Below are 24,872 nucleotides of genomic sequence, written 5' to 3'. Positions count from 1 at the left end.
ATGATTTCTCAAGATCGACAAGTCGCGGCAGCAGACCGCGAGGATAGGCGCATCTCCTCCCCTCTGATAATCTGCCGTGGCCACGGTAGCCAACTATCCCGTTTTCATTTGGAGTTTTCATGTCACTGACCAAGAGTAAAACCTCGGCCAAGCGAAAAAAAGCCGAGCCGCGCCACGAGAGTCCGGCCCTTGCCTATTTTCATCGCCAGTGGCAGGCCATCGAAAAGCTGCAGGCCAAGCTGGCCAAACAGGAGCAAGAGGGGGCGGATATCTATCAGCGCTTTGTCAGCGACATTGAGCCTCTGGAGCGTGAGCAGTGTGGGCTGATTTTTCAGCTTTGCCAGCGGCTGGCCGGTTTCACCGCCCGCAAAAGTTTTACCCAGTGGCAGCGCGAGATGCTCCATGGCTGGATTGATGAATTGATGGGGTATCTTGAATCCAACCCGTTTCGGGGGGAGCTGGATCTGGAGTCACTCTATATGGCGGTGCAAGCGGGCAGCGTCAGCCAGCTCGATGATGATCAGCTCGAGGCGAGCTGCGATTTTATCACTGACATGCTGCAAGAGGCGTTTGGCGAGAGCCCCGATGATATCGAGCTGCTGCGCGAGATGGTCAGAAATCCCGAGAAGCTGCGCGACTATATGCAAGCCCAGGCCCAAAAACAGGGCGGTGATGAGCATGAGTGGGACGACGACGCGCCGGACTGTGGCGATGACCCCTTTGCCAATGACGAGGCTTTCGCACGTTGGCAGGATCATCATGACATGGCCGATCCGGATGAGGTTGCCAGGGTTGAGCAACTGCTCGATAACTCAAGCCTTAAGCAGCTCTATCGCAAGCTGGCTATGACGCTGCACCCGGATCGGGAGCAAGACCCGGTCAAGCGTGAAGAGAAGAGCCGCCTGATGGGCGAGCTCAGCCATGCGTGGGAAACGCGGGATATGTTTACTCTGTTGCACCTGGCTCACACCCATCTGCCCGAGGCAGACAAGCTGCTGAGTGAAGAGAATCTGGTGGCCATCAATCCGGCGCTCTGGCAGAAAAAACGTGAGCTCGAGATCTGCTTTTATAGTGGCCCGGAGGGAGTGCAAGGGGTTATCTTGCACAAGTTTAAACAGCGCTCGAAGAAGAAGACCGATCTCGCGTTCGAGGAGCATCAGCACTATCTACAGCGGGATATCAAGCAGTTGCATGGACAACTGGCGACCATCACCACCCTTGCAACCCTCAAACCCTATCTGGCCGAGCGCTGGGACGCACGTCAGCACGCCATCTGGGATGAAGAGCCGGACTTTGATGAGATCTTCTTTCGATAACACTTTTTTCGAAAACACATTTTTTGAAAACACCTATTTCGAAAACAAGAGAGAGCCAATGGCTCTCTCTTGTTTTGGGTAGCTTGAAGGATGTCGTGGCAATGAGACATCCAGATGAGTGCTATCGAGGCGCTGGACAGCCAAGGGCGCATGGAACACCAGCACAAGCTGACTGACCGAGTGAAAGGTGTTAGCGCCTTATTTATTCTCGGCCTGATACTGCACACCGCTCGCCGACATGGTAATGGCCGGTAGCTTTTGACGAACCGCCTCCCAAAAGCTGCTCTTGCGTTTGTGCTGCTGATAAAGCTGATTCAGATACTCCTGTGGCGAACAGAGAGGTCTCTCTCCATCCTCTTGTTCTACCTTTAAGGCCGCCTGATAATCCAGGCTCTTTTTCAGATCCGAGGCTGCCCCCGTGTAGTAGGTGCTCTTGCCCTGATTAACGACATTGGCCACCAATTGACGACGTAGCCGCACTGCCACCACGATAAATCCCTGCTGATAGAGGCGGCTCGACCAGGTTCGTACGGTTGAACCAGCAAGGAGTGAGAGATCCTCCTGCAAGTCTGCATCTGTACATTGCTCAAGCCGTTGTGCCAGTTGTGGCCATGCATCAACCTCCTCCAACAGCAACAAGACCTCGCGTAGCCCCCATGATTCGGCAATGGCAACAAACTGGCCTAATGCTACTTCTCTAGGCTCATCTCCACTTTGGCAATAACTCGCAAAAAACGAGTTTGCCCGTGTGCTAGCAAACGCGCGTAATGCCTGAGCATGAGCGTCAGCTCGGCGTCCCTCTTCCAGATAGGCCCGGATCAACACTTGATGCCACAGGTTCAATTGGCGGTGGCGCTGCAACAGAGCCGAGTCCATTGCCTCTAATACCGCGATGGCTTGATCGGCGCGTAATTCGTCGGTCAGCAGTCTGGCATAGTCAATCTGCTGACGGGGGTGGCTAAAGAGACCAGCCTGTTGCACCGAGTCAAAGAATGCAATATCACGCAACTCAAAGCTCAACCCCAACGCCTCTGGCAATAGACCTGCCGCCGCATAGTTATCGCGCAAGGCTCGCATCACTGGGGAGCCGAGCACATCACGGTAATCAAACAGGCAAGTAATGCTGATCGATGGATCAATGTCTGACAATCCGTCACGTAATCGACGAGCCAGCACCTCTGGGGGGACAGACTCTCGTTGAGCAGCGATCGCCATCAACCACTGTTCGACCAGCGCAAGATGGTAGTCCTCCCAGCTGCCACTGGATGTATCCATCTTTTCATACAAGGCTCTGGCATTCGCCAGCAACTCGAGGGCGAAGAGTTCTCCCTCCCTTGGAGAGGCGACGATCCCCTTGGCCAGCAACGGAATAAACTGATTTTGCAAGGTATCGAAGAAGGCATCCACCTCCTTATAATCCCAGGAAGGGGGGCGACGAGTGAGCTTGCTATACTCTTTTTTTGCCAATGCCAATAAGGCATCCTCAGCAGTAAGGTACTGGTTAATCAGGTGCTTTTTTGCGAGGGGAAGATGCGTTGCCAGGTCAAGCACGATAGCCAACAGCTCGGCTTGGCTTTTGCTTTCCAGTTTACTCAATTGCGCTTTGGTTAATATTCGTGCCATCAGCTGAACTACCCATTATCAGGTCTATCTAATCGAACATTGTGCCTGAGACCGATATAGATGCCTATCCATTGGAGCGACATCCCCCGGATGACAGAGACCATAAAGAACACATGGTTAAGAAACCATGTCTACGTCGCTGGAGGCGCTCAGCAATGAACACCTGCAAGAGCAAGCCACCAAGGCCCGATTTGCTGCTCGTATCCTTCATGCCCACTTTCTGGCACAACGTAGCGAACACCAGTGGTGGTACCCATCAAGATTGGCCGCAACGAGCCGTGTCCCTTTGGCTGCGGCTAGAAGTACAAGCAGTGCTGTTTGCACTGACCAACACAATAGATAGCAAGAGAGGGCCATTGGCCCTCTCTTGCTTTGGTTAAACTGAAAGGAGTAACGACGATGACCTGTCCAAAGAAATGCTATCGAGGAGCAGGACAGCCAACACCTAATGGCATACTCACTGGCATACCAAAAATCTCAGATACAAAAAAGCCCAACCGAATCAATCAGTTGGGCTATATATATGGCGGAGGAGGTGGGATTTGAACCCACGGATGGTCGCCCATCGCCGGTTTTCAAGACCGGTGCATTCAGCCGCTCTGCCACCCCTCCGCAGCAGTGCGACGCATATTACCCATGCCCCCAGCCCTTGTAAATCCCCACTCCGTTTGTTTGCCCATTTATTGGGCTATCTGGCGCACAAAACCGGCAAAACCGCTACAAACCGTGCTTTTTCAAGCGTATGGCTTGACTTGAAAACAGACTCACCCACTATAGGGGCCACTACCACATCCCCAGCAAGATGGACTTATGAGAATCAAACATGCCCTGTTCGCCGCCCTGACCGGCGCGACCCTGCTTGCGGCGCCCGTGCAGGCGAGCGAGCTGACCAAGAGCGATGTCGAGCAGATCGTGCGCGACTATCTGGTCAAGAATCCGGAGATCCTGGTCGAGATGTCCAACGCCCTGCGTGCCAAGCAGGAGAGCCAGCAGGCCGAGAACGACAAGACGCTGATAGAAGCCCATGCCAAGCAGCTCTTCGCCAACCAGGATCCCGAGAGCGGCAATCCCAAGGGCAGCCTGACGGTGGTGGAGTTCTTCGACTACAACTGCGGCTACTGCAAGCGCGCTCATCCTCTCATTCAGCAACTGCTCTCTGAGGACAAGGAGATCCGCTACATCTACAAGCAGTTCCCCATCCTGAGCGAAACCTCCTACTACGCCGCCCGCGCGGCGCTGGCGGTGAAGCTCGGCCAGCCCGACAAATACCAGACCTTCCACGACAAGCTGTACGCCCATCAGGGGCCCCTCTCCGACGAAGCCCAGGTGAAAGACATCGCCAGAGCCGCCGGCGTGGACTGGAGCAAGGTCGAGGCGAAGATCAAGGACGGCAGCATCGATCAGAATCTGGGTACCAACCGGGCGCTGGCCGAAGCCATGGCTATTTCCGGCACCCCGGCCTTCATCATCGGCGATCAGATCCTGCGCGGCGCACCGCGGGATCTGGCCAGCCTCAAGGCCATCATCAAGGATGTCCGCGCCGGCAAGAGCATTCAGTAACCCGCGCGTTGTGCATGAAAAAACGCCCCGGCATGCCGGGGCGTTTTGCTATTCATGCTGCAAACCATCAGGTCTGATGGGCCGTCGCGAGAAGCTGTCAGCAAGGCGAAGAGCAGCGCAGGGACCCGAGTTTATATGAATAAATGAGGTTCCTGAGCAGCGCATGACCCTTGATCACGGCTTCGCAGCAGGGCCATAACCGTTCGGGTTCTGGCTTTGCCAGCGCCAGGTATCCACCATCATCTGCTCCAGACCCCGCTCAGCCTGCCAGCCCAGCTCGTCACGGGCCAGGGCCGGTTCAGCCCAGCACTCGGCAATGTCGCCGGGGCGACGGGGCTTGATCTGGTAGGGAATGGCACGGCCACTGGCTGCCTCGAACGCCTTGACCATCTCCAGCACGGAATAGCCCTGACCGGTGCCAAGGTTATAGGTGAAGACGCCGGTATCACTCTTGATGCGGGCCAACGCTTTGAGGTGACCGATGGCGAGATCCACCACGTGGATATAGTCGCGCACCCCGGTGCCGTCTGGGGTCGGATAGTCGTTGCCAAAGACCCCCAGCTCCTTGAGCTTGCCCACGCCGACCTGACTGATGTAAGGCAGCAGGTTGTTGGGGATGCCGTTGGGATCTTCACCGATGAGGCCGCTCTCGTGAGCCCCCACCGGGTTGAAGTAGCGCAGCAGCACGATGGCCCAGCGAGGATCGGATTTGGAGAGGTCACGCAGGATCTCTTCAACCATCAGCTTGGAGCGGCCATAGGGGTTGGTGGCGCTGGTGGGGAAATCTTCCCGCAGGGGTACCGAGGCCGGATCCCCATAGACGGTGGCCGAGGAGCTGAACACCAGCCGGAACACGCCGGCCCTGGCCATCTCTTCGCACAGCACCAGGGTGCCGGTCACGTTGTTCTGATAGTAGGTGAGCGGGATCTGGCCGGATTCCCCCACCGCCTTGAGGCCGGCGAAGTGGATCACGGATGCTATCCTGTGTTCGGCAAACAGCCGTTGCAGGCAGGCTCTGTCCAGAATGTCCCCTTCCACGAAGGTGACCGGCTTGCCGGTGATCCGCTCGACCCGCTTGAGAGACTCGGGGGAAGCATTGGAGAGGTTGTCCAGTACTACGACCTGCTGCCCGGTACCAAGCAGCTCGACCAGGGTGTGGGAACCGATGTAACCGGCTCCCCCCGTCACCAGAATTGTCATTTTTTATCCCGTACTTTGCTGAAACTGGGGTTGAGTCTACCCGCACGACCCGCCCGAGAAAAGCTCGGGATACCAATGACGCCCGTCAATACTCCAGGCTCACATCCCCTCTGGCGGTGCAGGAACAGGCCAGCGCCACCCCGTTCTCGAGGTCCTGCGCGCTCAGGGTCATCACGCTCTGGCGCTCGATTTCGCCTTCCGTGGTGCAGCGACAGGCGCCGCACACCCCGGCGCGGCAAGCGGCCATCATGGTCTCCCCCGCCCCCTCCAGTGCCGCCAGCAGGGTCTGGCCAGGCAGTATCTTCACTTTCTTGCCGCTCTTTTTGAGGGTCAGCCAGAAGTGGTCGCTATCGGCCGCAACTGGCGCCGCACTCGATGTTCCAGCAGGCAGGCCGAACGACTCCTGGTGCAACTGCTCGGGGGGCAGCCCGAGCCCGGCCAGCATCTCGCTCACCACCGCCATATAGGGGGCTGGCCCGCACAGATAGACATGGCGGCTCAAGAGATCCGGCGCCAATTCCTTGAGCATCCCCGGTGTGAGCCGGCCAACCCAGGGATGAGCCGTTGGCGCCTCTTCCCCAACTTTCTCCAGCACTAAAGCATGGCGCACACCGGCATGAGCCTCGGCCAGTGAAGCCAGTTCCCTTGCGAAGATCACATCCCCGGGGGTTCTGGCGCTGTGAATAAAGCGGATATCGGCGTCCGGTCGCTTGGCGAGCTCGTCCCGCAGCATGGCCCACATGGGGGTGATGCCGGAGCCGGCGCTGAGCAGCAGCGGCCGCTCGCAGGGGAGCGCGGTCAGGTGGAAATCGCCGAAGGGGCCGTCTACCCGGATCTCGTCCCCCACTTGCAGGCTCTGGTGCAGATGGTGAGAGACCAGCCCCACATCCTTGATGGTGACCTGCCAGAAAGGATCCTGCGGGCTGGAGGAGAGGGTGTAGGCGCGGCAGTGGGGCTGGCCGTCAATCATCGTGTGCAGGGTGACGCACTGGCCAGCCAGCACGGAGGGCAGGTCGCCAGCCAGGGGTTCAAATTGCCAGCTCGCCACGTCGTGGGTCTCTGCCCGGCGGGCTATACAGCGCAGGCTCAAAGAGGTGGAGGTCATCGCAAGGCTCCTCTTGCTCGGAAATAGCGTTGAAAAAAGGCGAGCCATCAGGCTCGCCAAAGGCTTACAACATGCTGAGCGTGTAAGGCTGTATCTTTGCTCAGGCCGCCAGGATCTCGGCGAGATCCGCGTCTGCCGTGGTGGTTCCTTTCAGGCCGAACTGCTCCTCCAGCACCTTGAGCAGGGCCGGGGTGAGGAAGGCCGGGGCGGTCGGGCCGGTGCGGATGTCCTTCACGCCGAGCGCCAGCAGGGTGAGCAAAATGACGATGGCTTTTTGCTCGAACCAGGAGAGCACCAGGGTCAGGGGCAGATCGTTGACGCCGCACTCGAACGCGTCGGCGAGCGCCAGGGCCAGCTGGATGGCGGAGTAGGCATCATTGCACTGACCCACGTCCAGCAGGCGCGGAATACCGCCGATGTCGCCGAAATCGAGCTTGTTGAACTTGTACTTGCCGCAGCCCAGGGTCAGCAGCAGGCTGTCCTGCGGGATCGCCTTGGCAAACTCGGTGTAGTAGGCGCGCTCGGCACGGTCACCGTCACATCCCCCCACCAGGAAGAAGTGGCTGATTTCGCCAGCCTTGACCTTGTCGATCACTGCGGGAGCGGCCTGCATCAGGGCGTTGCGGGCAAAACCGATGGTGATGAAGTGCTCGAGCTCAACGTGCTTGAAGCCTTCCAGCGCTTGTGCCTTGGCGATAACGGCAGAGAAATCTTCCCCTTCCAGATGAGTCACGCCCGGCCAGCCGACGATGGAGCGAGTGAAGATGCGATCCGAGTAGTTGCCCACGTTCGGGTCGATGATGCAGTTGGAGGTCATCACCACGGCGCCCGGGAAGTTGGCAAACTCCTTCTGCTGGTTCTGCCAGGCAGAGCCGTAGTTGCCCACCAGGTGCGGGTACTGCTTGAAGAAGGGGTAGGCCAGCGCCGGCAGCATCTCGCCATGGGTGTAGACGTTGATGCCAGTGCCCCTGGTCTGCTCCAGGATGAGCTTGAGATCCACCATGTCGTGGCCGGAGACCAGAATGCACTTGCCCGGTACCGGAGTGACGCGTACCTGGGTCGGCTCGGGGTGGCCGAAGGCGGTGGTTTCACCGAGATCCAGCATCTCCATGATCTTGAAGTTCAGCAGGCCAATCTCCATGGCGCACTTGAACAGGGGATCCAGATCGCAGGGATCCGTGCCGAGCCAGCTCATGATGCGATGGAATTCGGCGGCTACCCCCGCATCCTGCTGATCCAGCACCCGGGCGTGTTCCATGTAGGCGGCGGCACCCTTGAGGCCATAGAGGCAGAGCAGGCGCAGCCCCATGATGTCTTCGTTGACGTCGTTCTTGCCCCGGTTGACCGCGGTCTGCGGCGCCTGGGCAAGCTGGGCCAGCAGATCGGCACCCGGCTCGAAGCTGGCCGCGGCGGGCAGTGTGTCGGCCTGCACCGCCAGCGGTGCCAGCTTGGCGGCCAGTTGCTGGCGATAGGCCAGCGCCTGGTTGACGTAGGCGACGATGCGAGCGGAGTCGAAGTTGACGTTGGTGAGGGTGGCAAAGAACGCCTTGGGCACGAAAGCGTCTATTTCGCTGTCGACGATGCCGTGCTCGCGGGCCGCCAGGGCCCAGGCGCTGAGCCCTTGCAGGGTATAGATCAGCACATCTTGCAGGTCGGAAGTTTCCGCCGTCTTGCCGCACATGCCTTGTGCATAGGCGCAGCCATTGCCTGCCGGGGTACGAATAGTCTGTTCACATTGCACACAAAACATCATGTCTCTCCTAATTGGACATTTCAGTTATCTGTTTTGTGGCGATTCTATTCCCCTCTTGGAAAACTTAATAGGCATTCAATTTACCAATTAACATTTCATTGATGCAGATCAAATAGAAAAAAGCCGCCCAAATCGGGCGGCAAGCGGGTGGGAAATCAAGGAGAGACAACTCGGGTTTGCAACAACAGGGGCAATGATACGGGCCGGAGCATGGGCAGCCGGCCCCAGGTTCATCAGGCCAGATAGGCGCGCAGCATCCAGACCAGTTTCTCCTGCTGCTGCACATAGTCGGAGAGGATGGATGCAGTCCCTTCATCACCGGCATCGGCGGCCTGACCCAGGATGCGGCGCTGGGCAACCAGCAGTTCGCGGAAGCTCGCCAGCAGGGATTCCACGCAGGCACGACCGTCATGCAGCCCCTTCTGCTCGGGGATGGCGGACACCTGGATGTAGTCGCTGAAGCTGTGCAGGGGCACGCCATCCAGGGTCAGAATGCGTTCGGCCAGGGCATCGACTTTCAGCAGCAGGTCGTTGTAGATCTCTTCGAATTTCAGGTGCAGCTCGAAGAACTGGTTGCCGCGGATGTTCCAGTGGAAGCCACGGACGTTCATGTAGAGGATCTGGTAGCTGGCCAGCAGCTTGTTGAGCTCGGCGGCCAGGGCTTGTGATTGAACGGTATCAAGACCAATGGGGCTCTTCATGATTCACCTCCAGGTGGTAAGCATTATCGGGAACGGAGTCAGCTTATCCAGAAGCAGACTCAAAGGACAATCGTCTGTGCCTTGCCGATCCATAGCCAATAGCTATTGTCGGCAAAAAATGCACCGGCTTTCATTGTTCAAGCCGTTCGATATAGAGGATCACCTCGCCGAGGTGAATGCCGAACTTGCTGATCTTCGCGCGGTTGATCAGGCGATCGTCGTCCAGCAGATACATCCAGTCATCAAAGCTCACCCTCACCACGCTCTCATCCGGCAGTGCCAGATCGAGTTGATAACGCCAATTGAGGGCAAAGCCCTCTGTCTTGCCTACCGCCTCCCCCACCACGTCTGAAGCCGTGCCGCGCCAGTGGCCATCCGCCCCCTTGCTCAAAAACCAGGTGCGGGTCTGCCGACGGCCATCATCGAAGTAGAACTGCTCGAACAGCTCCCCCTTGCCCTCTCGCCAGTGCCCCTGCATCTCGACCCGAAAGCGACTGGTCACTTCGCCGCTGCGGTCCGTCACCAGGCCGTGGGCCACCAGCTTGCCATTGAAGAAACGGGCGAGATCCCAGCCCGGCTGGGAGCCGCGATAATCGTCAAGACCCGCGCCGCAACCAGAGAGCCACAGCAGGGGCAGCAACCAGGCAAGACGCCACCAGGAAGAGAACTTCATGGAATACTCCATCAGGATTGGCCGCGCAGGCGGCGGGTCAGAGCGGGATCCCGGCTGTCGTCAGTCAGCCAGATGGCAAGAAACGCGGGGGCGAAGGCGGGATCATCAAGAGAGCCAAGGAGGCGATCTCGCAACCAGAAGTGGCCCGTGCCTTGCTCGTCCACATAAAAAACCAGCTTGTCGCCGGGGACGACATCCGGCCAGAGCGTGGCCAGTCGAGCCAGCCAGCGTTGGCGCTCACTCTCGCTGCCAAGGCCGAGTCGATGCCACTCGGCGGCGGTCGCCTCCAGCAGATCCTGGCGCTCGATGGCCCTCGCGTAGGTAATGCTGAGGGCCTGCGGGTAGCGCCCCGGCTGATAGCGACCGCTCTCGCTGTAGAGGGTGGCGTCATAGAGCTTGAACCAGAGCCAGCGCATCTCCCCCTGTCCCACGGTGCGCAGCCCCTGCCAGGGGGCGGCAACACTCTGGGCGGTCGCAAACAGTGGCAGGCTCAAGGCCGCCAGCAGCAGGCTAGTTCCACCCCATGTGCCAACGGGCGGGATCCTCCAGTTCATGCCAGTCCATCTCCTGTTCCTGCAGGGTGTTGATATCCTGCATCACCACGCTCGCCAGATGCCCCTGGGCATCGCGCTGGCAGGCCACCACCAGGTAGAAACGCTCGGCCAGCTCGCACTGGCCATCCCTGGTCCACTTGGAAAACAACAAGGTGTCGGTCGAAAAGGTGTTCATCTCGTCTCACCCTCCAGCTTGACCGTTACCCACAGGAGTACGGGTAACCACCACATCCAGATCACCGCCAGCAGCACTGCGCTTGTCCAGATGCCCCAGGGTAAGTTTACTGCCCCCATGGCGGCCCCCGCCATATAGGAGGAGGCGCCCCCTACCATGCCGAACAGCCCCTGTTGCCAGCGCGGCAAGGGGCGAAGCCAGCGAAGGCCGTGGGAGAGGGTCAGGGCGAAACCGCACCAGAGCAGCAACAGCCAGAGCGGAAAACCGGACGGAAAGTGAAACAGGCCGAGGCGCCAGAGCAGGATGTCGAGCAGGCAGCCTGCCAGGGCGACCGGGATGAGGCGCCAGTCATGCCCACGGCGGGGGGAGAAGATGAAATGGAGCAGCAGCATCCCGAGCAGCGGGCCCGGTTGCTGCCATGTCACCGCCAGCAACCAGTAGAGGTTGAATCCCAGCAGGTGGGCCCACTGCCACATGATCAGCGACCGTGTGCCGGCAAGTCCCCGGACCAGCCATGGGGCCCCGGCTTGGCGGCCTCCAGTTGCACCAGGCTGATGGCCCGCTCCCAGAATCCCCCTTCACAGTAGGCGAAATAGAAGTGCCAGAGCCGGATGAAATCCTGGCTGTAACCGAGCTTGGGCAGCTCCGGGGCCAGCGCCAGGAAGCGTTCGCACCAGTGGGCCAGGGTACGGGCATAGTGGTGGCCGTGATCGTGCAGCCGTACCAGCTGCATGTCGGTCTCCCGCGCCAGCAGACCCGCCATCTGGGAGACGCAGGGCAGGCAGCCTCCCGGGAAAATGTAGCGCTGGATGAAGTCCACCCCGCGCAGATACTGGGCGTGGCGCTGATCGGCGATGGTGATGGCCTGGATCAGCAGGCGTCCGCCGGGCTTGAGCAGGCGCGACAACTGGCGGAAATAGTCGGGCAGGAAGGCGTGCCCCACCGCCTCGATCATCTCGATGGAGACCAGCTTGTCATAGCGTCCCTCCAGCTTGCGGTAATCCTCCAGCAGCAAGGTGATGCGATCCCCCAGCCCCTCCCGCTCGATCCACGCCTTGGCATAGTCGTGCTGGGCCCGGGAGATGGTAGTGGTGGTGACCCGGCAGCCGTAGTGACGGGCCGCATAGACGGCGAGACCGCCCCAGCCGGTGCCTATCTCCAGCAGGTGGTCGTCCGGCCCAAGCTCAAGCCGCTCACAGATGGTGCGCAGCTTGGCCTGCTGCCCCTCCTCCAGGGTGGCATCCGGGTGGGGATAGATGGCGCTCGAATACTGCATGTGATCGTCGAGAAAGCCCTGATAGAGGGTGTTGCCAAGGTCATAGTGGGCGGCGATGTTGGCGCGCGAACCGGTCAGGGTATTGCGATTGAACCAGTGGCGCACCTTGTTGAACGGGAAGCTGAGCCAGCCGAGGCGCCGTTCCAGGGCGTCGAGCAGCGGCAGATTGCGGGCCAGCAGGCGCACCAGTGCCACCGGCTCCGGGCTGGTCCAGAGACCCTCCACCCAGGTCTCTCCTGCGGCGATGCTGCCCCCCAGCAGCAGGCGGCGATAAAACGCCGGATCCTGCACCACCAGCTCGGCATGCAGGTCGCTGCCCGCCTTGCCGAAGCGGTGGCACTCGCTGCCGTCGTGAAGCACCAGTTGACCCTGCTCAAGGCGCGCCAGCAATTTGAGCAGCAGTTGCTTGGCCCCCTTATCGATGAAAGAGGCAGAGAGGGTTGATTGAGCAAGTTCCATTAGCGGCTCTCCGAATGGGTCAAGAGTGGGGTCGTTCGGTTGGGATGAACCCGCACCATGGGCTGCTGACAACACCAGGAAGCGGAATTAAACGGGTGTGTCGGCGTCATGGGCGGCTCTCCGGATGGGTGAAGACGGGGGTGCGTTTGATAAAAAGGCGCAGGGCCTGCCAGTAGATCCCGAGCAGCACCTTCAGGGTCATCCAGGGCCAGCGAACCAGCAGCGCCGCCAGCCCCTTGCGCGACAGCGGCGCGCGGCGCAGGGCCAGGGTGGCGTCAAACAGCTTGCTCTCACCGGATACGGGGTGGCTCTCGATATGGATCAGCGCCTCCTCTTTCGGCGCCCGGATGCGCCAGTGGTAGCGCATCCCCAGTCCCATGAAGGGGGAGACATGAAAATCCTTGTCATGGGGGGAGAGCGCCGCCAGATCCAGCAGGTAGTAGTGGCGCTCGTTCCAGGGGGTATTGGAGACCTCCGCCAGCAGGTAGCGGGTCTCCCCCGCCCGATCGCAGAAGTAGAAATTGACCGGGCTGAAATAAAACCCGAGGCAGCGCACGTTGCCAAGGAGCAGCACCCGCCCGCCGGGCTCCGCATCCCCCCCAAGGGCCGCCACCTTGTCCCAGACCGCCTGCTTGAGGGGCCCTTCGCTGCCCCGCAGATAGTCCTCGCGGCGAAACGAGAGCAGTCCGGCCCGCTCCACGGCAAACCAGCGCCCCTGCTCAAGCCCGGGCAGTTCGTCCAGATCCAGCCCCAGCATGAAGAGGCTGTATGAAAAAGCGTGGGCCCTGGGGGCGAAGCGGCGATGGCGCACCGAGCCTTGCCAGATGGCGCTGATCCCCTCCCCCATTCCCTCGTCCCCTTGCGTCAAGGCCGCGGCGCCGCTCATAGCTCGGCCCCGAAGCGTCTGGCCACGTCCAGGGCGCTGCGCACCCCGTCCTCGTGAAAACCGTTGTACCAGTAAGCCCCGCAGAAGTGGGTGCGCTGATGGCCACAGATCTCGCCCCGTCGCTGCTGGGCGGCGATGGAGCCCTGATTGAATACCGGATGATGATAGACGAAACGGCGCAACACCTTGCTCTCGTCCACCCGTCCACGGGGATTGAGGCTGACGCAGAAGGGCGCTGGGGAGCTCACCCCCTGCAGGATGTTCATGTTGTAGCTCACCAGGGGGCGCGCCCCGTCATCCTCACCGAGCTGGTAGTTCCAGCTCGCCCACGCCTTGCGGCGCATCGGCAGGCAGGAGGCGTCGGTGTGCAGCCAGACGTCGTTGGCCTGATAGGGCATGTTCCCGAGGATGGCCCTCTCTGCGTCGCTCGCATCCGCCAGCAGGGCCAGGGCCTGATCGCTGTGACAGGCGAAGATCACCTCGTCAAAATGGGCCTCCTGCCCCTGGCTGGTGACCACGACGCCATCCGCCACCCGGCGCACCGCCTCCACCGGGGTAGCGAGGCGGATGCGCGACTGCCAGCCCGCCGTGAGCGGCCCTATGTACTCTCGCGAGCCACCCGGGATCACATACCACTGGGGCCGGTTCGCCACCTCCAGCAGCCCGTGGTTGGCGAAAAACCGCAGGAAGAAGCTCAAGGGGAAGGCACGCATGTCCGCCAGGGTGGAGGACCAGATGGCCGCTCCCATGGGCAGGATGTAGTGGCGGGCGAAATAGTCGCTGAATTTCCCCGCCTGCAGGAAGTCCCCCAGGGTCAGCTCGGGGGTCAGCTCCCGCTGGCGATGCGCGGCCAGCCAGGCCCGCGCCTCCCGGTTGAAGCGCAGTATCTCGGCGACGAAGCGATAGAAGCGCGGGCTCAGCAGATTGCGGCGCCGGGCGAACAGGGTATCGAGGTTGTGACCGTTGTACTCCATCCCCTCGGGACTCTTGACCGAGAAGCTCATCTCGGCGGGTTGGCGCCCCACCCCGATGCGCTCCAGCAATTTGAGGAAGTTGGGATAGGTGCGGTCATTGAAGACGATGAAGCCGGTGTCGATGGCATAGTGGCGCCCAGCCTGTTCCACCTCCACGGTGGCGGTGTGGCCTCCCAGGGTCGGCGCCGCCTCGAACAGGGTGATGTCATGCAGTTTGTGGAGCAGAAAACCGGCGGTGAGACCGGAGATACCGGAGCCGACGATGGCGATCTTTTTCTTCATGAAGGGCGTCCTTTCGAAACGAGTGTGCGGCCAAGGCGCAGCCAGAGCCCCGTCGGCAGGGCGCCGAGCAGGCGCAGCAGCCAGATGAAGCGACGGGGAAAGTGGATCTGGTGGCGACCGGCGGCAAGCCCCGTCATGATGGCGCGGGAAGCCTCTTCCACCGTCACCAGGCAGGGCATGGGAAAATCATTCTTGTCGGTGAGCGGCGTCTGCACGAAGCCCGGGCGGATCAGGGTCACCCCGATGCCCTTGCTGGCCAGATCCAGGCGCAGCGTATCCGCCAGATAATCGAGGGCCGCCTTGGAGGCGCCATAGGCCTCCGCCCGTGGCAGGGGCAGCCAGCTCACCGAGGAGCTGACGATGGCAAGCCGTGCACCCGCCCCCAGCCGCGGCAGCAAGGCGGCCAGGGCGTTGCCGGTGGCAATGAGGTTGGTCTCGATGACCCGGGCAAACAAGGCGCCGTCAAAACCTTCTGCCGGATCCATGTATTCACAGTTGCCCGCATTGAGGATGAGCAGGTCGAGGACGGGCAGGCTTGCGGCCACCCCGGCCATGGCGGCACTGTCTCGCGCATCGAATCGCAAAGGGGTGATCCCCAGGTCGGCCAGTGCCTGCAAGCGCACCTCGTCCCGGCCACAACCCCACACCTGCCAGCCGGCGCGCCGATAATCCAGCGCCAGCTGGCGGCCGATGCCCGAGGTGGCCCCGGTGATCAGCACCCGGCCGCTCATGTCCCCAGCCTCCCCTTGATGGCCCGTACCACGGGCCCCAGCAGCGGCAACTGCTCGTAGAGCATGGCCCCGAGATCGAAGTAGTCCCGGTGCAGGCACACCTTGCCCCAGGAGTCGAACGTCAGCCGGGTGGCACCCTCGACCTTGACAGCCCGGCCACCGGCAATCCTGGGGTGGGAGAAGGTCATGACCCAGGTGAGCCAGGCTTCGTTGCCCGACTGCTGCTGACTCGTTATCTCGAAACTGCACTGGGCAAGGCGCTCATAAAGGGAGGAAAAGTAACGGGTGAGCGCGGCCAGCCCCTCTATCCGGTGCGCAGGATCGATGAAGAGCACCTCATCGGCATAGACCTCCGGCAAGCGGTGCAACTGATGCTTGTCCAGTTGCAGGTAGAGGATGACAAAGCGGGCAAGCGCGTCATTCATGCTAGTTTTTCTCCAGTTCGCGGAACATCTCGATGGCCCTCACCCGTGCAACGGCATGATCCACCATGGGGGCCGGATAATCCTGCCGCCCCTTGAGCCGCAACCAGTCGTGGGGCTCGTGGAGATAGGCAGCAGGCACATCCGCCAGCTCAGTGACCCAGGTACGAATGAACTCCCCTTGTGGATCAAATCGTTGCCCCTGGGTGGTGGGGTTGAAGACCCGGAAATAGGGTGCCGCATCGGCCCCGGTCCCCGCCGCCCACTGCCAGCCGCCATTGTTGGCCGCCAGATCCCCGTCGATGAGCCGACTCATGAAGTAGTCCTCCCCGAGCCGCCAGTGGATGTGGAGATCCTTGGTGAGGAAGCTCGCCACTATCATCCGCAGCCGGTTGTGCATCCAGCCGGTAGCGTTGAGACAGCGCATGGCCGCATCGACCACGGGGTAGCCGGTGCGCCCCTCGCACCAGGCGGCGAAGGCATCCGGATCCCAGCTCCACGGCAGGGCCGCCGTCTCCGGCTTGAAGGGGCGGTTCATGGAGAGGCTCGGGATCAGCACCAGCAAGTGGCGGTAGAACTCGCGCCAGATGAGCTCGTTGAGCCAGACGAAACCGGGTTGGGCCTTCGACTGGGGCCGGTAGCCGAGACGCTGCTGCAGCGCCCCCACGCACTGGCGGGCACTGATGATGCCCGCCGCCAGATAGGGGGAGAGCACGGAGGTGCCCGCCAGCGCCGGAAAGTCCCGGGTCTCGCCGTAGTCGAGCACCGCCTGATCCAGAAAAGCATGCAACCGGCGGCTCGCCTCGGCCTCCCCCACCGGCCAGCGGGTGTCCGCCGTCAGATCCCCCAGCCCGTCGTCCACCCACTCTCGCTCGGCCAGGGGCAGCCACGGTAACGGCTCGCCGCGTGGTGCGGGGGCACGGTGAATGACGAAGCCATCCTCCTCGAGAGCCTTGAGCCAGGCGCGGCTGAAGGGGGTGAAGACCTTGAACATCTCCCCCGACCCGGTCAGTACCCGACCGGGCGGCAGCACGCAGCAGCCGTTGAACCAGTGGCTGGTCAGGCCCTGCTCCCCCAGCGCGGCGCTGACGGCGTGGTCGCGGCGCAGCTCGTCAATCTCGATGGCCTGGTTGGCGTAGAGCTGGCTCACCCCGAGCTCCCGGCAAAGCGCCGTCAGCGCCGTCGGCACCTCGGCAAAGGTCTCGACCCGCAGCAGATGAAGCGGAATGCCGAGGGCCGCCAGCTCTCGGCCCATGGCATCCACCTGTGCCAGCATGAAGCGCTGGCGGACCGGGGCCAGCTTGTGCGTCTGCCACTGGGTCAGCGAGACGATGAAGAGTGCGGCGACCGGTTCATCTCCGGCGCAGGCGTGGCGCAGGGCCGGGTTGTCGGCCAGACGCAGATCGTTGCGAAACCAGACCAGCCTCATGACGGTGTTCTCCCGCCCTTGCCCTTCGCCTTGGCAGTGCGGGGCGTCGCACTGACCTCTGCCAGGGTGGCGTGCCAGTTGCGGGCACGCCGCCACGGCTCATCGTAGAGGCGTCCCAGCTCGCCAAAGAAGCGGGTGCCCGCAGGCCATTCGGCGGCCTGGTCCTGTTTGCCGAGCCCGGCCCCCAGCAGGATCAGCCAGGGGGGTGTGGCGCGCCCCTCCAGCAGGGTGGCATGGCGGGGCTCCACCGCCCCCAGCAGTTGCACCTCATAACCCTGACCGATGAGCTCATACGCAGCCCAGACCAGATCCAGCGGCCCCACCTGCCCCCAGCTTGCCAGGGTGACGGGGATGCCCTTCTCCTGCTCGATGAGGTGGCGGGCGAAGCGGGTATGCAGCCAGCCGAGCCACACCTGTTGCAGCAGCTCGCCATCGGGGCGCTCGCGCCACAGCCCCAGCAGCCGCTCCACCAGGGGCTGCAGCACCCGACTGCGCACCAGCTCGAAGGGGTAGCTCGCCAGCAGATCGCCAAGCTCGGCCTCCGCCTTGCGCTGGTTGAAGGCAAGCAGCGCCTGGCTGAACTGCTCCAGGGTCTGCTGCCAGTGATCGCTCACTGGCGCACTCTGGGGCTCGCTCAGGAGCCCCTTCACCTGACCTATGCTCACCCCCCGCTCCAGCCAGCTCAGGATCTCGCCTATCTGGCGGATATCCTGCTCGCTGTAGAGGCGATGGCCCTTCTCGGTTCGGGCCGGTTGCACCAGCCCGTAGCGGCGCTGCCAGGCGCGCAGGGTGACGGCGTTGACGCCGGTGAGGCGGGAGACCTCGCGAATGGGGTAGACGCCCTCGTCGGGGAGAGGCGCGGCGGCTTGTGATTCATCAGACATGAGAGAGTCCATCAGACGTTGGGAAGAGGCCCCGGTGATCCGCCGGGGCCTGCACAGGGTGTTCAGAGCCCGTAGCGCAGCTTGAGCGTGTCGGGATGAAGGTCGAGGTAGGCCTGATCGGCCAAATCCAGCCACACCTTCACAGCCCGTAACGCAATTTCAGCGTGTCGGGATGGGGATTGAGGTACACCTGCTCGGCGAGATAGGGGTTCGGGTACTCGCGCAGGTAGTGGCGGATCAGGGTAAGGGGCACCAGCAACGGGAAGACCCCGGTGCGGTACTTGTCGATGGTGTCGCACAGCTCCTGCTTCTGGGCCGGGGTCAGCACCCGCTTGAAGTAGCCCTGCAGGTGCATCAGCACATTGGTGTGGCTGCGGCGGTTGGCCCGTAGGGTCAGCGCCGCCATCAACCCCTGGATGTAGCTGTCGGCCACCTCCTGCAAGTTGGCCTTGCCAAGGTTGGCGAGCAGGCGCCCCAGCGCCCGGTAGTGGGTGGTGGCGTGGGAGAGCACCAGGTACTTGTAGCGTGAATGGAAGCGGATCAGGGCTGAGGCGGTGATCCCCCGGGCGCAGAGCTGCTGCCAGTCGTGGTAGGCGAAGACCCGCAGCACGAAGTTCTCCCGCAGGATGGGGTCGCACAGGCGGCCATCTTCCTCCACCGGCAGCAGGGGGTTGGCCTCCATCAGCGCCTTGGCAAAGAGGCCGACCCCCTCCTTGGCGCTCCCCTCGTTGTTGGCGCCATAGATACGCACCCGCTCCATGCCGCAGCTGGGGGACTTGGCGCAGAGGATGTAGCCGGAGAGGAAGTCGAGCTGGCGTGCCTTCTGCTCGCTGAAGGCAATCAGCTTGTCGGTAACGTCGAAGCTGCCGTTGCTTGCCTCGGCCCGCACCTCGCCCTGGCGTTTCACCAGCCGGATGGCGGCGCGGGGTGCGCCCAGGCCAATGGCCATCTCGGGGCAGACGGGGTGATAGTCGAAATGGGCGCCCAGATCCCTTTCGCAGAAACTGGATCGTTTGTGGCCCCCGTCGAAGCGCACTTCCTGACCGAGCAGACAGGCACTGATACCGACCTTGATCTTGTACATGATGAAGCCCCTTGTATAAGCCTTGAGTAAGTTATAGCAGTTATACAAAAGATTGGAAGCTGTATAACTATTGCGAACTGATACGGCCAGGGGGCGGCGGGCGGATCAGCCCCCATAAAAAAAACCCATGACCGAAGTCATGGGTAAAGGTGAAGACCCTGCAGGAAGGATGATCAGAAGCTGTATTTCACACCCAGGCTGGAGATGGAGCCTTTTTGCAGATCCCAGTTGCGATAGGTGTAGTCGGCGGTGAGGGCCAGGTTCTGGGTCAGCTTGTACGCCGCCCCCGCCTTGAAGTCGTGCATGTCGTCGGTCATGTTGGCGTAGCGATAGCCGGTGGAGAGCTCGACGGCGCCGATGTCGTAGCGCAGGCCCACTTCTCCGTAGAGGCTGCCGCTCTTCTTGCGGGCCAGGGTATCCCAACCGGAGTGGTTCACGTCGGAGGCCAGCTCCCGTTCCAGGCTGTAGCCCATCAGGCCGGTTTCACCGTAGAGGTTCAGGCCGGTGCTGAGGGGGGTGTAGACACCCATCCCCAGGCTGGAGATGGCCATGCTGTCGTTGCCGCTGCTGCGGGAGGTGTATTCGCTGCCGATCCGGCCGTAGACATTGCTGGTGAAGCTCTTGGAGAGATCCAGGCTCAGGCCGCCGAAGTCGCGGTTCTCCCCATCCTTGCCACCGATGTAGTCAGACTTGGTGTGGGCCCAGGTGGCAGAGCCCTTGGCATAGCTGAAGGCATCTTGCGCCAGGACGGAGGTGGAAGAGAGACCGGCCAGAACCAGAACAGACAGTGCGATCTTTTGCATTTTGTTGACTCCATGGGTTGAGTTAGGCGGACCTAACTGGAATGGAGCCATTGTGACGGGCAAAGGGGGCAACGCCGAGGAGCAAGCTGTTGCCAAACCATGTCAGATGTAAGCGGATATTGCTGGCGGTTACCGGTGCAACACTCTGCGGGGGAGCGAGGGCTCCCCCGCTGTCATCCTAGCGGAACTCCACCTCGTCGATCTGCACCCGCACCAGCGGCTTGCCGATGAGGCCGGCGGGTCGTGCCAGCTCGATGGCCCGGGAGGCGCGTGCCTCCCCCTTGCGCAGGTAGGAGTCAGGCAGGCGGTTCTCCCCGACCCAGAAGCGCACGGGCTCGCTCGAGAGCTGCACCCCGTCGGCGCTGAACAGGGTCAGGCTGCCGTTGACGCGCACCACGTTGCGACTGCCGGTGTTGCTCACCACGAACTGCAGGCTGAGGGGATCGTCCCCCGCGACCTGGTCCAGCTTCACCGTGATGCCGTCCCGGGTCGCCTGGGAGAGCAAGTCGGGATGGGCCATGGCCTGCTCGGTCAGCACCGGGGCCGCGACACTCGCCGTCACTGCCTGACCGGCTACCGTGGCTGCCGGCTTGACCAGCAGGTATTCCCAGGTGAAATCGTCATTGAGTTGCACCTGGCGACCATCCGGCAAGGTGATCTGGTGCAGGGGAGCCGCCTCGGCCAGCAGAGGGCACAGACAGAGGGCGACCAGCAGTCGGGAGAGGGGTTTCATGGGCAGGCACTCGATAAAGGATGCGAAGGGGGCAGTATAAAGAGTCGTGCCCTCCTTGCCTATGACCCCCCTCACGTTACGCCCCGGCTCAGATGACCAGGGGGTGGGGATCCTCCAGCGTGGCCAGATCCAGGGTCACCAGATCGAACTGGGCACTCCTGAGGGCCTTCTGGATGGTGGGCTGCATGTCGAACACCAGGGCCCGCAGCCGTTCGGGCACCCGGATCCTCGCAAGGGTGGTGACCCTGTCACCCAGGGTATGGAAGAAGACCTGGGCGCCCCCCAGCCCCATGTCCACCAGCATCTGCTCGGCCATGTCGACCATCCGCAGGTGCCGCCTGTCCAGGGAAGTCATATCGACAAACCGCCGGCTCAGGCAGGCCTCCCCCACGTCTCCCCAGAGCGCCAGTTGCCGCTGGTGAAAGCCGTAGCGAAAATCCCGGTTGGTCATCCCCTGCTCGGCAAAGATCCAGAGGGTGTTGGCGGGCAGGCTGTGGAATCGGCGCAGGTACTCCCGCTTCTCCTCCACCGAGGCCGACATCAGCAGCGGCGGGCCCTCTTCATGTTCGAGCTGCTGGCAGAGGTAGCGCACCGGGTCGGTCACCTCGGCGAGGTGGCCCAGGTGGGCGCTGAAGATCATCTCGTCGGTCTTGAGCACCTGATGGGGGATGCCGTAGTGCCGGCAGTAGCGCTGTGCCCTGGCCACCGACTGGCGGCTGAGGGTGGGGTTGTCCAGGGTGATGGCGCGAAATCGCACCCCGCTGGCCCGGCACAGATCCATGCTGTAGCAAGATTCCAGTCGGCCGGAGAAGGAGACAAGCAGTTCGCTGTAACCGGCCAGGGTGTTGATGAGCCTCTGTTCCCTGGCTTGAAAGGTCTGATCGTATCCCCGATGCAGCGCAACGACATTGGCATCCATAACAACAACTCCGGATGATGAACTGGATACCATTTTGCCCGCACCAAGCTGAATATACACTTAAAGAGCATGGATAAAGCTGTACGTTATTTGCCCTCAATCAAGGTTTTGCACACTTTTTTCGCTGCGAAGCGAAACTGGCTCTCCTCAGGCAGGCAACAACCCCTGAGCGATCAGATGCGCCCGGCACCGGGCCGGATCGGTGAAGATCAGCCCCCGCAGACCGAGCGCCTCGGCCGCCGCCACGTTGGCCGGGCTGTCGTCGATAAAGAGGCACTCCCCAGCCTTGAGGTCGAACGACACCAGCAGATAACGGTAGATGTCGGGCTCGGGTTTGAGCATCCGCACCCGGGCCGACACCACCTTGCCGCTGAAGAAGCGCCAGAAGGACTGATGCTGCTCCAGCCAGTCGATGCTGGCGTGCCCCATGTTGGAGAGGGCATAGAGGGTGTGGCCTGCACCGTGCAGTTCTTCGATGAGCGCCACCATGGCGGGATCCGGCACAAGGGAGGGCGGCACCGCCTGCAAGATGGCCAGATTCTCCGCCATCGACAGGCCGGTGCGCCCCTGCGCCTGACGGGCCATGGTGTGCAGGGAGAGGGTCCCCCTGTCCACCTCCAGCCAGTCCGGGTGGTTGAACAGCTGCTCCGCGATCGCAGTCGCCCCCTCGGGTCCGCGCACCGCACTCACTATGGCCACCGGATCCCAGCGCACCACCACCCTGCCCAGATCGAAGATCACCGCCATCGTCTCGTCCCCTCTATGTGTTGTTGCCACGGATGTGGTCACGGCGGTTGCCACAAACAGGGACCAGAACGACGCTCACTCCCCCTCGGCAACCCGAGCCACCACCCTGCCCCGTTCAACGCCCCCGGGCAAGTTTTACTTGCATCGCACCGCCAAATCCCTTAATGGTTATGGCGTTACATTCAGGACACGCCCATGAACACACCATTCTTCTTTGTTTTCTCGTTTACCCGGCCCACATGAGGGAAGGCCCGTCGTCACGTGAACCATTCGCGTAAACAGAAACCAAAGACGAATCGAGCCTCCCCAGCGGAGGCTTTTTTTTGCACCACACACCACAGAATCACTGGATAGGGAACCACCATGGCAACGCTCGACGAGATCAGACACGACATCACCCAGTTGGATCAGGAGCTGCTCGCCCTGCTGGCCAAACGCAAGACCCTCAGCATCGAGGTCGCCCGCGCCAAGCAGGCCAATCCCCGTCCCATCCGTGACCACCAGCGCGAACAGGACTTGCTGGTCGCCCTGATCCAGAAAGGGCGCGCCCTCGGACTGGATGCCCAGTACATCACCCGCATCTACCACACCATCATCGAAGACTCCGTGCTCTCCCAGCAGGCCTACCTGCAGAGCCTGCTCAATCCCCAGCAGCAGGAGCCCATGACCAGCGTCGCCTACCTGGGACCGCGCGGCTCCTACTCGAGCCTGGCCGCCCGCAAGTACCTGGCCCGCTACAAGGATCAGGTGATCGAGGTGAACTGCCAGAACTTCCGCGAGGTGCTGGACACCGTGGAGTCGGGCCGCGCCGCCTTCGGGGTGCTGCCCATCGAGAACACCAGCTCGGGCTCCATCAACGAGGTGTATGACGTGATGCAGCACACCACCCTCTCCATCGTGGGTGAGCTCACCTATCCCATCGAGCACTGCATCCTCACCGCCGTGCCCACTGAGATCGAACGCATCAAGACCTTCTACGCCCATCCCCAGGTGTTCCAGCAGTGCTCCCATTACCTCAGCAAGCTGGAAGGGGCGCGCCACGAAATCTGCGACTCCTCCTCCAGCGCCATGATGAAGGTGAAGGAGCTGGCAAGCCCGGAGGCGGCGGCCATCGGCAGCGCCGCCGGCGGCGAGCTCTATGGCCTCGACGTGCTGGCCGAGCAGCTCGCCAACCAGAAGGAGAACTACAGCCGCTTCATCGTGGTGGCGCGCAAACCCATTGACGTTGCGCCCCAGATCCCGGCCAAGACCACCCTCATCATGTCCACCTCCCAGAAGCCGGGCTCCCTGGTGGAGGCGCTGCTGGTGCTGCGCAGCCACGAGATCAACATGACCAAGCTGGAATCCCGTCCGGTGCAGGGCAACCCCTGGGAGGAGATGTTCTACCTGGATGTCTCCGCCAACCTGCAGACCCCAGCCATGCAGGCCGCCCTGCTGGAGCTGACCAAGATCACCCGCTACATCAAGGTGCTGGGCTGCTACCCGAGCGAAGACGTCAAGCCGACCGCCGTGCCGCCCGTCTTGATGGGAAGCTGATGGGAAGCGGATCCCGCCCCTGCCACACAAAGGCGAGCCCCGGCTCGCCTTTGTGCTCTCTGCGCCCTCCCCGTGAGACACGCCCGATCCCGCCCTTCCCTTCCCTTCCGGCATTAAACCGCCCTCCACCCTCTTCCTCGTGGACCCGGGATCCTGGCGCTGCTGTCTTTCCACTCACTATCAGGCCATCTTCCTCCCGTTGCGGCCTCCTTTTGCCGCCTGCCGGGCCTTTCTATCGTTTGGCTTTATTTAACGACATGGTGATATCGTTAGATTTCCCTAAACAAAAAAGGCCGCCATTCCGGCGCCCGGGCACCTCTTGTTCGGCCTCAGCACCCTTTTTCCTCGCCACAGGCCGGATCCCGTCCGGCCCATCAAGTCCGTTTCTCCTGCCGAAGACCAGCTCCTCCCAAGACGCCAATCCCGGTTATCCTCCCCAGGCCAATGCAGTCCAACGCGCCAACCCCGGTTATTCCCCGCAGATCCGAGCCCCTTCCCGACCAAACAAAAAGGCGAGCCTGCGCTCGCCTTTGTCTGTGCCGTGATGATCGCCGTGCTCATGCCGGCGCCCCCCGGACCCGCCCTAGAACTGGCCCGCCATCAGCTGGTTCAGGTGATAGAGGTTGCGGGTGTCGAGCTCCAGCTCGGTGGCATAGGTGTTGCCACGGGGATAGGTCGCCACCACCCGGGCACCGCGCACCATGCCCGCCACCGACACATCCAGGGAGTTGGAGGTCTGGGTCAGGTCCTTGTAGCTGCTCTGGCCGCGCACCTGCTGGCCGTTGAGCTGCTCCGCCAGCTCCCGGTAGGCGTCCATCTTGGAGGCGCGGATCGCCTGCAACATCTTCTCGGACTGGGAGGGACCGGGCTGGATGTCGATCACCGCATAACCCACCGCCTTGAGCACCGGGAAGTCATCGGGCTTCTCGCCCACGTCATAGTTCACCACCCGGTTGCCACTGCACGCCGTCAGCAACATGGCCATCAGGCAACCCAACAAGATTTTCATCGCTGTTTCCCCGTTTTCCTGTTCACCATACCCGATGT

Annotated in this window: 25 protein-coding genes, 1 tRNA gene and 1 other annotated feature; of the genes, 3 read left to right on the top strand and 23 right to left on the bottom strand. The window is 62.0% G+C overall.

The annotated features are described in order from the left end of the window. Positions 1 to 119 precede the first annotated feature (119 nt). Positions 120 to 1,316 carry a J domain-containing protein gene (locus tag ACNPAA_RS01640; RefSeq protein WP_042649079.1) on the top strand — a complete coding sequence of 399 codons (1,197 nt, stop codon included), beginning with the start codon at positions 120 to 122 and terminating at the stop codon, positions 1,314 to 1,316. Between the two features lie 198 nt (positions 1,317 to 1,514). Here the strand turns inward: ACNPAA_RS01640 and ACNPAA_RS01635 are convergent, their stop codons facing one another. Together ACNPAA_RS01635 and ACNPAA_RS01630 are read right to left on the bottom strand one after the other, a co-directional pair. After that, positions 1,515 to 2,939: a hypothetical protein gene (locus ACNPAA_RS01635; RefSeq protein ID WP_042649080.1), complete on the bottom strand. Its 1,425-nt coding sequence runs from the start codon at positions 2,937 to 2,939 to the stop codon at positions 1,515 to 1,517. Between the two features lie 524 nt (positions 2,940 to 3,463). Beyond that, a tRNA-Ser gene (locus ACNPAA_RS01630) sits at positions 3,464 to 3,551 on the bottom strand. A gap of 198 nt (positions 3,552 to 3,749) precedes the next feature. On the opposite strand from ACNPAA_RS01630, the gene ACNPAA_RS01625 reads away from it, so the two are divergent. Beyond that, a complete protein-coding gene (locus ACNPAA_RS01625; protein ID WP_103858963.1) occupies positions 3,750 to 4,499 on the top strand; it encodes a DsbA family protein in 750 nt (249 codons plus the stop codon). A 174-nt stretch (positions 4,500 to 4,673) separates the two neighbouring features. Here ACNPAA_RS01625 and galE read toward each other — a convergent pair whose 3' ends face one another. The 20 genes from galE to ACNPAA_RS01525 form a co-directional block, all read right to left on the bottom strand. After that, entirely contained in the window at positions 4,674 to 5,699 is a 1,026-nt protein-coding gene (gene galE / locus ACNPAA_RS01620; protein WP_042017704.1) for a UDP-glucose 4-epimerase GalE, read from the bottom strand. Positions 5,700 to 5,784: 85 nt separating this feature from the next. Then, positions 5,785 to 6,804 carry a hybrid-cluster NAD(P)-dependent oxidoreductase gene (locus ACNPAA_RS01615; protein WP_109421953.1) on the bottom strand — a complete coding sequence of 340 codons (1,020 nt, stop codon included), beginning with the start codon at positions 6,802 to 6,804 and terminating at the stop codon, positions 5,785 to 5,787. A gap of 100 nt (positions 6,805 to 6,904) precedes the next feature. Continuing rightward, the gene (gene hcp, locus ACNPAA_RS01610; RefSeq protein ID WP_336577906.1) at positions 6,905 to 8,554 is read right to left on the bottom strand and encodes a hydroxylamine reductase; all 1,650 of its coding nucleotides are present in this window, start codon (positions 8,552 to 8,554) and stop codon (positions 6,905 to 6,907) included. 236 nt (positions 8,555 to 8,790) lie between these two features. Continuing rightward, on the bottom strand, positions 8,791 to 9,258 hold the full coding sequence (locus ACNPAA_RS01605) for a Dps family protein (RefSeq protein WP_010673329.1): 468 nt from the start codon (positions 9,256 to 9,258) through the stop codon (positions 8,791 to 8,793). Positions 9,259 to 9,388: 130 nt separating this feature from the next. Beyond that, a complete protein-coding gene (locus ACNPAA_RS01600) occupies positions 9,389 to 9,931 on the bottom strand; it encodes a DUF3833 domain-containing protein (RefSeq protein ID WP_109421952.1) in 543 nt (180 codons plus the stop codon). An 11-nt stretch (positions 9,932 to 9,942) separates the two neighbouring features. Next, positions 9,943 to 10,485, bottom strand: a complete 543-nt coding sequence (locus tag ACNPAA_RS01595) for a chalcone isomerase family protein (protein ID WP_167292763.1) — start codon at positions 10,483 to 10,485, stop codon at positions 9,943 to 9,945. Beyond that, on the bottom strand, positions 10,442 to 10,660 hold the full coding sequence (locus tag ACNPAA_RS01590) for a TIGR02450 family Trp-rich protein (RefSeq protein ID WP_010673326.1): 219 nt from the start codon (positions 10,658 to 10,660) through the stop codon (positions 10,442 to 10,444). The genes ACNPAA_RS01595 and ACNPAA_RS01590 overlap by 44 nt, the downstream gene beginning before the upstream one ends. Continuing rightward, on the bottom strand, positions 10,657 to 11,136 hold the full coding sequence (locus tag ACNPAA_RS01585; RefSeq protein WP_109421950.1) for a DUF2878 domain-containing protein: 480 nt from the start codon (positions 11,134 to 11,136) through the stop codon (positions 10,657 to 10,659). The genes ACNPAA_RS01590 and ACNPAA_RS01585 overlap by 4 nt, the downstream gene beginning before the upstream one ends. A 2-nt stretch (positions 11,137 to 11,138) precedes the next feature. Then, complete coding sequence (locus ACNPAA_RS01580; protein ID WP_039041352.1) at positions 11,139 to 12,395, bottom strand: SAM-dependent methyltransferase; 1,257 nt, start codon at positions 12,393 to 12,395, stop codon at positions 11,139 to 11,141. 106 nt (positions 12,396 to 12,501) lie between these two features. Then, a complete protein-coding gene (locus ACNPAA_RS01575; RefSeq protein WP_039041353.1) occupies positions 12,502 to 13,281 on the bottom strand; it encodes a DUF1365 domain-containing protein in 780 nt (259 codons plus the stop codon). Then, positions 13,278 to 14,537, bottom strand: coding sequence for an NAD(P)/FAD-dependent oxidoreductase (locus tag ACNPAA_RS01570; RefSeq protein WP_201996112.1), 1,260 nt, complete (start codon positions 14,535 to 14,537; stop codon positions 13,278 to 13,280). Before ACNPAA_RS01570 ends, ACNPAA_RS01575 begins: the two co-directional genes overlap by 4 nt. After that, positions 14,534 to 15,268 carry an SDR family NAD(P)-dependent oxidoreductase gene (locus ACNPAA_RS01565; RefSeq protein WP_111896706.1) on the bottom strand — a complete coding sequence of 245 codons (735 nt, stop codon included), beginning with the start codon at positions 15,266 to 15,268 and terminating at the stop codon, positions 14,534 to 14,536. Before ACNPAA_RS01565 ends, ACNPAA_RS01570 begins: the two co-directional genes overlap by 4 nt. Continuing rightward, on the bottom strand, positions 15,265 to 15,693 hold the full coding sequence (locus tag ACNPAA_RS01560) for a nuclear transport factor 2 family protein (RefSeq protein WP_048208213.1): 429 nt from the start codon (positions 15,691 to 15,693) through the stop codon (positions 15,265 to 15,267). Before ACNPAA_RS01560 ends, ACNPAA_RS01565 begins: the two co-directional genes overlap by 4 nt. 1 nt (position 15,694) lies before the next feature. After that, entirely contained in the window at positions 15,695 to 17,119 is a 1,425-nt protein-coding gene (gene phrB / locus ACNPAA_RS01555; RefSeq protein ID WP_048208214.1) for a deoxyribodipyrimidine photo-lyase, read from the bottom strand. Continuing rightward, on the bottom strand, positions 17,116 to 18,003 hold the full coding sequence (locus ACNPAA_RS01550; RefSeq protein ID WP_324022794.1) for a MerR family transcriptional regulator: 888 nt from the start codon (positions 18,001 to 18,003) through the stop codon (positions 17,116 to 17,118). Before ACNPAA_RS01550 ends, phrB begins: the two co-directional genes overlap by 4 nt. Before the next feature lie 139 nt (positions 18,004 to 18,142). Further along, positions 18,143 to 19,087, bottom strand: a complete 945-nt coding sequence (locus ACNPAA_RS01545; RefSeq protein WP_010673317.1) for a YbgA family protein — start codon at positions 19,085 to 19,087, stop codon at positions 18,143 to 18,145. 173 nt (positions 19,088 to 19,260) lie between these two features. Continuing rightward, positions 19,261 to 19,890, bottom strand: a complete 630-nt coding sequence (locus ACNPAA_RS01540) for an outer membrane beta-barrel protein (protein ID WP_039041374.1) — start codon at positions 19,888 to 19,890, stop codon at positions 19,261 to 19,263. A gap of 178 nt (positions 19,891 to 20,068) precedes the next feature. Beyond that, the gene (locus ACNPAA_RS01535) at positions 20,069 to 20,623 is read right to left on the bottom strand and encodes a DUF3157 family protein (protein ID WP_103244402.1); all 555 of its coding nucleotides are present in this window, start codon (positions 20,621 to 20,623) and stop codon (positions 20,069 to 20,071) included. 88 nt (positions 20,624 to 20,711) lie between these two features. After that, a complete protein-coding gene (locus tag ACNPAA_RS01530) occupies positions 20,712 to 21,542 on the bottom strand; it encodes a hypothetical protein (RefSeq protein ID WP_041211243.1) in 831 nt (276 codons plus the stop codon). Positions 21,543 to 21,689: 147 nt separating this feature from the next. Further along, positions 21,690 to 22,289, bottom strand: coding sequence for an HAD family hydrolase (locus ACNPAA_RS01525; RefSeq protein ID WP_417891541.1), 600 nt, complete (start codon positions 22,287 to 22,289; stop codon positions 21,690 to 21,692). 191 nt (positions 22,290 to 22,480) lie between these two features. Beyond that, positions 22,481 to 22,614, top strand: a sequence feature (Phe leader region). Between the two features lie 38 nt (positions 22,615 to 22,652). Between ACNPAA_RS01525 and pheA the strand changes: the two genes are divergently transcribed. After that, a complete protein-coding gene (gene pheA, locus ACNPAA_RS01520; protein ID WP_010673312.1) occupies positions 22,653 to 23,825 on the top strand; it encodes a prephenate dehydratase in 1,173 nt (390 codons plus the stop codon). Between the two features lie 583 nt (positions 23,826 to 24,408). On the opposite strand, the gene ACNPAA_RS01515 is transcribed toward pheA, so the two are convergent. Further along, a complete protein-coding gene (locus ACNPAA_RS01515; protein ID WP_010673311.1) occupies positions 24,409 to 24,834 on the bottom strand; it encodes an LPP20 family lipoprotein in 426 nt (141 codons plus the stop codon). Between the last annotated feature and the right edge of the window lie 38 nt (positions 24,835 to 24,872).

It is taken from the genome of Aeromonas sp. PS2Canimalfood6 (assembly GCF_048276795.1).
GTDB classification, from domain to species: domain Bacteria; phylum Pseudomonadota; class Gammaproteobacteria; order Enterobacterales; family Aeromonadaceae; genus Aeromonas; species Aeromonas caviae.
The sequence above is the reverse complement of the archived record's forward strand: the minus strand, read 5'-3'. Positions and strand labels throughout refer to the sequence as shown.

What these genes read in the sequence shown, in the direction of transcription:
- ACNPAA_RS01640 (WP_042649079.1), top strand. Translation starts at nt 120, where the DNA reads ATGTCACTGACCAAGAGTAAAACCTCGGCCAAGCGAAAAAAAGCCGAG.
- ACNPAA_RS01625 (WP_103858963.1), top strand. Translation starts at nt 3,750, where the DNA reads ATGAGAATCAAACATGCCCTGTTCGCCGCCCTGACCGGCGCGACCCTG.
- hcp (WP_336577906.1), bottom strand. Translation starts at nt 8,554, where the DNA reads ATGTTTTGTGTGCAATGTGAACAGACTATTCGTACCCCGGCAGGCAAT.
- ACNPAA_RS01565 (WP_111896706.1), bottom strand. Translation starts at nt 15,268, where the DNA reads ATGAGCGGCCGGGTGCTGATCACCGGGGCCACCTCGGGCATCGGCCGC.
- ACNPAA_RS01540 (WP_039041374.1), bottom strand. Translation starts at nt 19,890, where the DNA reads ATGCAAAAGATCGCACTGTCTGTTCTGGTTCTGGCCGGTCTCTCTTCC.
- ACNPAA_RS01515 (WP_010673311.1), bottom strand. Translation starts at nt 24,834, where the DNA reads ATGAAAATCTTGTTGGGTTGCCTGATGGCCATGTTGCTGACGGCGTGC.
- ACNPAA_RS01550 (WP_324022794.1), bottom strand. Translation starts at nt 18,003, where the DNA reads ATGTCTGATGAATCACAAGCCGCCGCGCCTCTCCCCGACGAGGGCGTC.
- ACNPAA_RS01575 (WP_039041353.1), bottom strand. Translation starts at nt 13,281, where the DNA reads ATGAGCGGCGCCGCGGCCTTGACGCAAGGGGACGAGGGAATGGGGGAG.
- ACNPAA_RS01545 (WP_010673317.1), bottom strand. Translation starts at nt 19,087, where the DNA reads ATGTACAAGATCAAGGTCGGTATCAGTGCCTGTCTGCTCGGTCAGGAA.
- ACNPAA_RS01580 (WP_039041352.1), bottom strand. Translation starts at nt 12,395, where the DNA reads ATGGAACTTGCTCAATCAACCCTCTCTGCCTCTTTCATCGATAAGGGG.
- phrB (WP_048208214.1), bottom strand. Translation starts at nt 17,119, where the DNA reads ATGAGGCTGGTCTGGTTTCGCAACGATCTGCGTCTGGCCGACAACCCG.
- ACNPAA_RS01605 (WP_010673329.1), bottom strand. Translation starts at nt 9,258, where the DNA reads ATGAAGAGCCCCATTGGTCTTGATACCGTTCAATCACAAGCCCTGGCC.
- galE (WP_042017704.1), bottom strand. Translation starts at nt 5,699, where the DNA reads ATGACAATTCTGGTGACGGGGGGAGCCGGTTACATCGGTTCCCACACC.
- ACNPAA_RS01560 (WP_048208213.1), bottom strand. Translation starts at nt 15,693, where the DNA reads ATGAATGACGCGCTTGCCCGCTTTGTCATCCTCTACCTGCAACTGGAC.
- ACNPAA_RS01635 (WP_042649080.1), bottom strand. Translation starts at nt 2,939, where the DNA reads ATGGCACGAATATTAACCAAAGCGCAATTGAGTAAACTGGAAAGCAAA.
- ACNPAA_RS01585 (WP_109421950.1), bottom strand. Translation starts at nt 11,136, where the DNA reads ATGTGGCAGTGGGCCCACCTGCTGGGATTCAACCTCTACTGGTTGCTG.
- ACNPAA_RS01615 (WP_109421953.1), bottom strand. Translation starts at nt 6,804, where the DNA reads ATGACCTCCACCTCTTTGAGCCTGCGCTGTATAGCCCGCCGGGCAGAG.
- ACNPAA_RS01530 (WP_041211243.1), bottom strand. Translation starts at nt 21,542, where the DNA reads ATGGATGCCAATGTCGTTGCGCTGCATCGGGGATACGATCAGACCTTT.
- ACNPAA_RS01600 (WP_109421952.1), bottom strand. Translation starts at nt 9,931, where the DNA reads ATGAAGTTCTCTTCCTGGTGGCGTCTTGCCTGGTTGCTGCCCCTGCTG.
- ACNPAA_RS01570 (WP_201996112.1), bottom strand. Translation starts at nt 14,537, where the DNA reads ATGAAGAAAAAGATCGCCATCGTCGGCTCCGGTATCTCCGGTCTCACC.
- ACNPAA_RS01525 (WP_417891541.1), bottom strand. Translation starts at nt 22,289, where the DNA reads ATGGCGGTGATCTTCGATCTGGGCAGGGTGGTGGTGCGCTGGGATCCG.
- pheA (WP_010673312.1), top strand. Translation starts at nt 22,653, where the DNA reads ATGGCAACGCTCGACGAGATCAGACACGACATCACCCAGTTGGATCAG.
- ACNPAA_RS01590 (WP_010673326.1), bottom strand. Translation starts at nt 10,660, where the DNA reads ATGAACACCTTTTCGACCGACACCTTGTTGTTTTCCAAGTGGACCAGG.
- ACNPAA_RS01535 (WP_103244402.1), bottom strand. Translation starts at nt 20,623, where the DNA reads ATGAAACCCCTCTCCCGACTGCTGGTCGCCCTCTGTCTGTGCCCTCTG.
- ACNPAA_RS01595 (WP_167292763.1), bottom strand. Translation starts at nt 10,485, where the DNA reads ATGAACTGGAGGATCCCGCCCGTTGGCACATGGGGTGGAACTAGCCTG.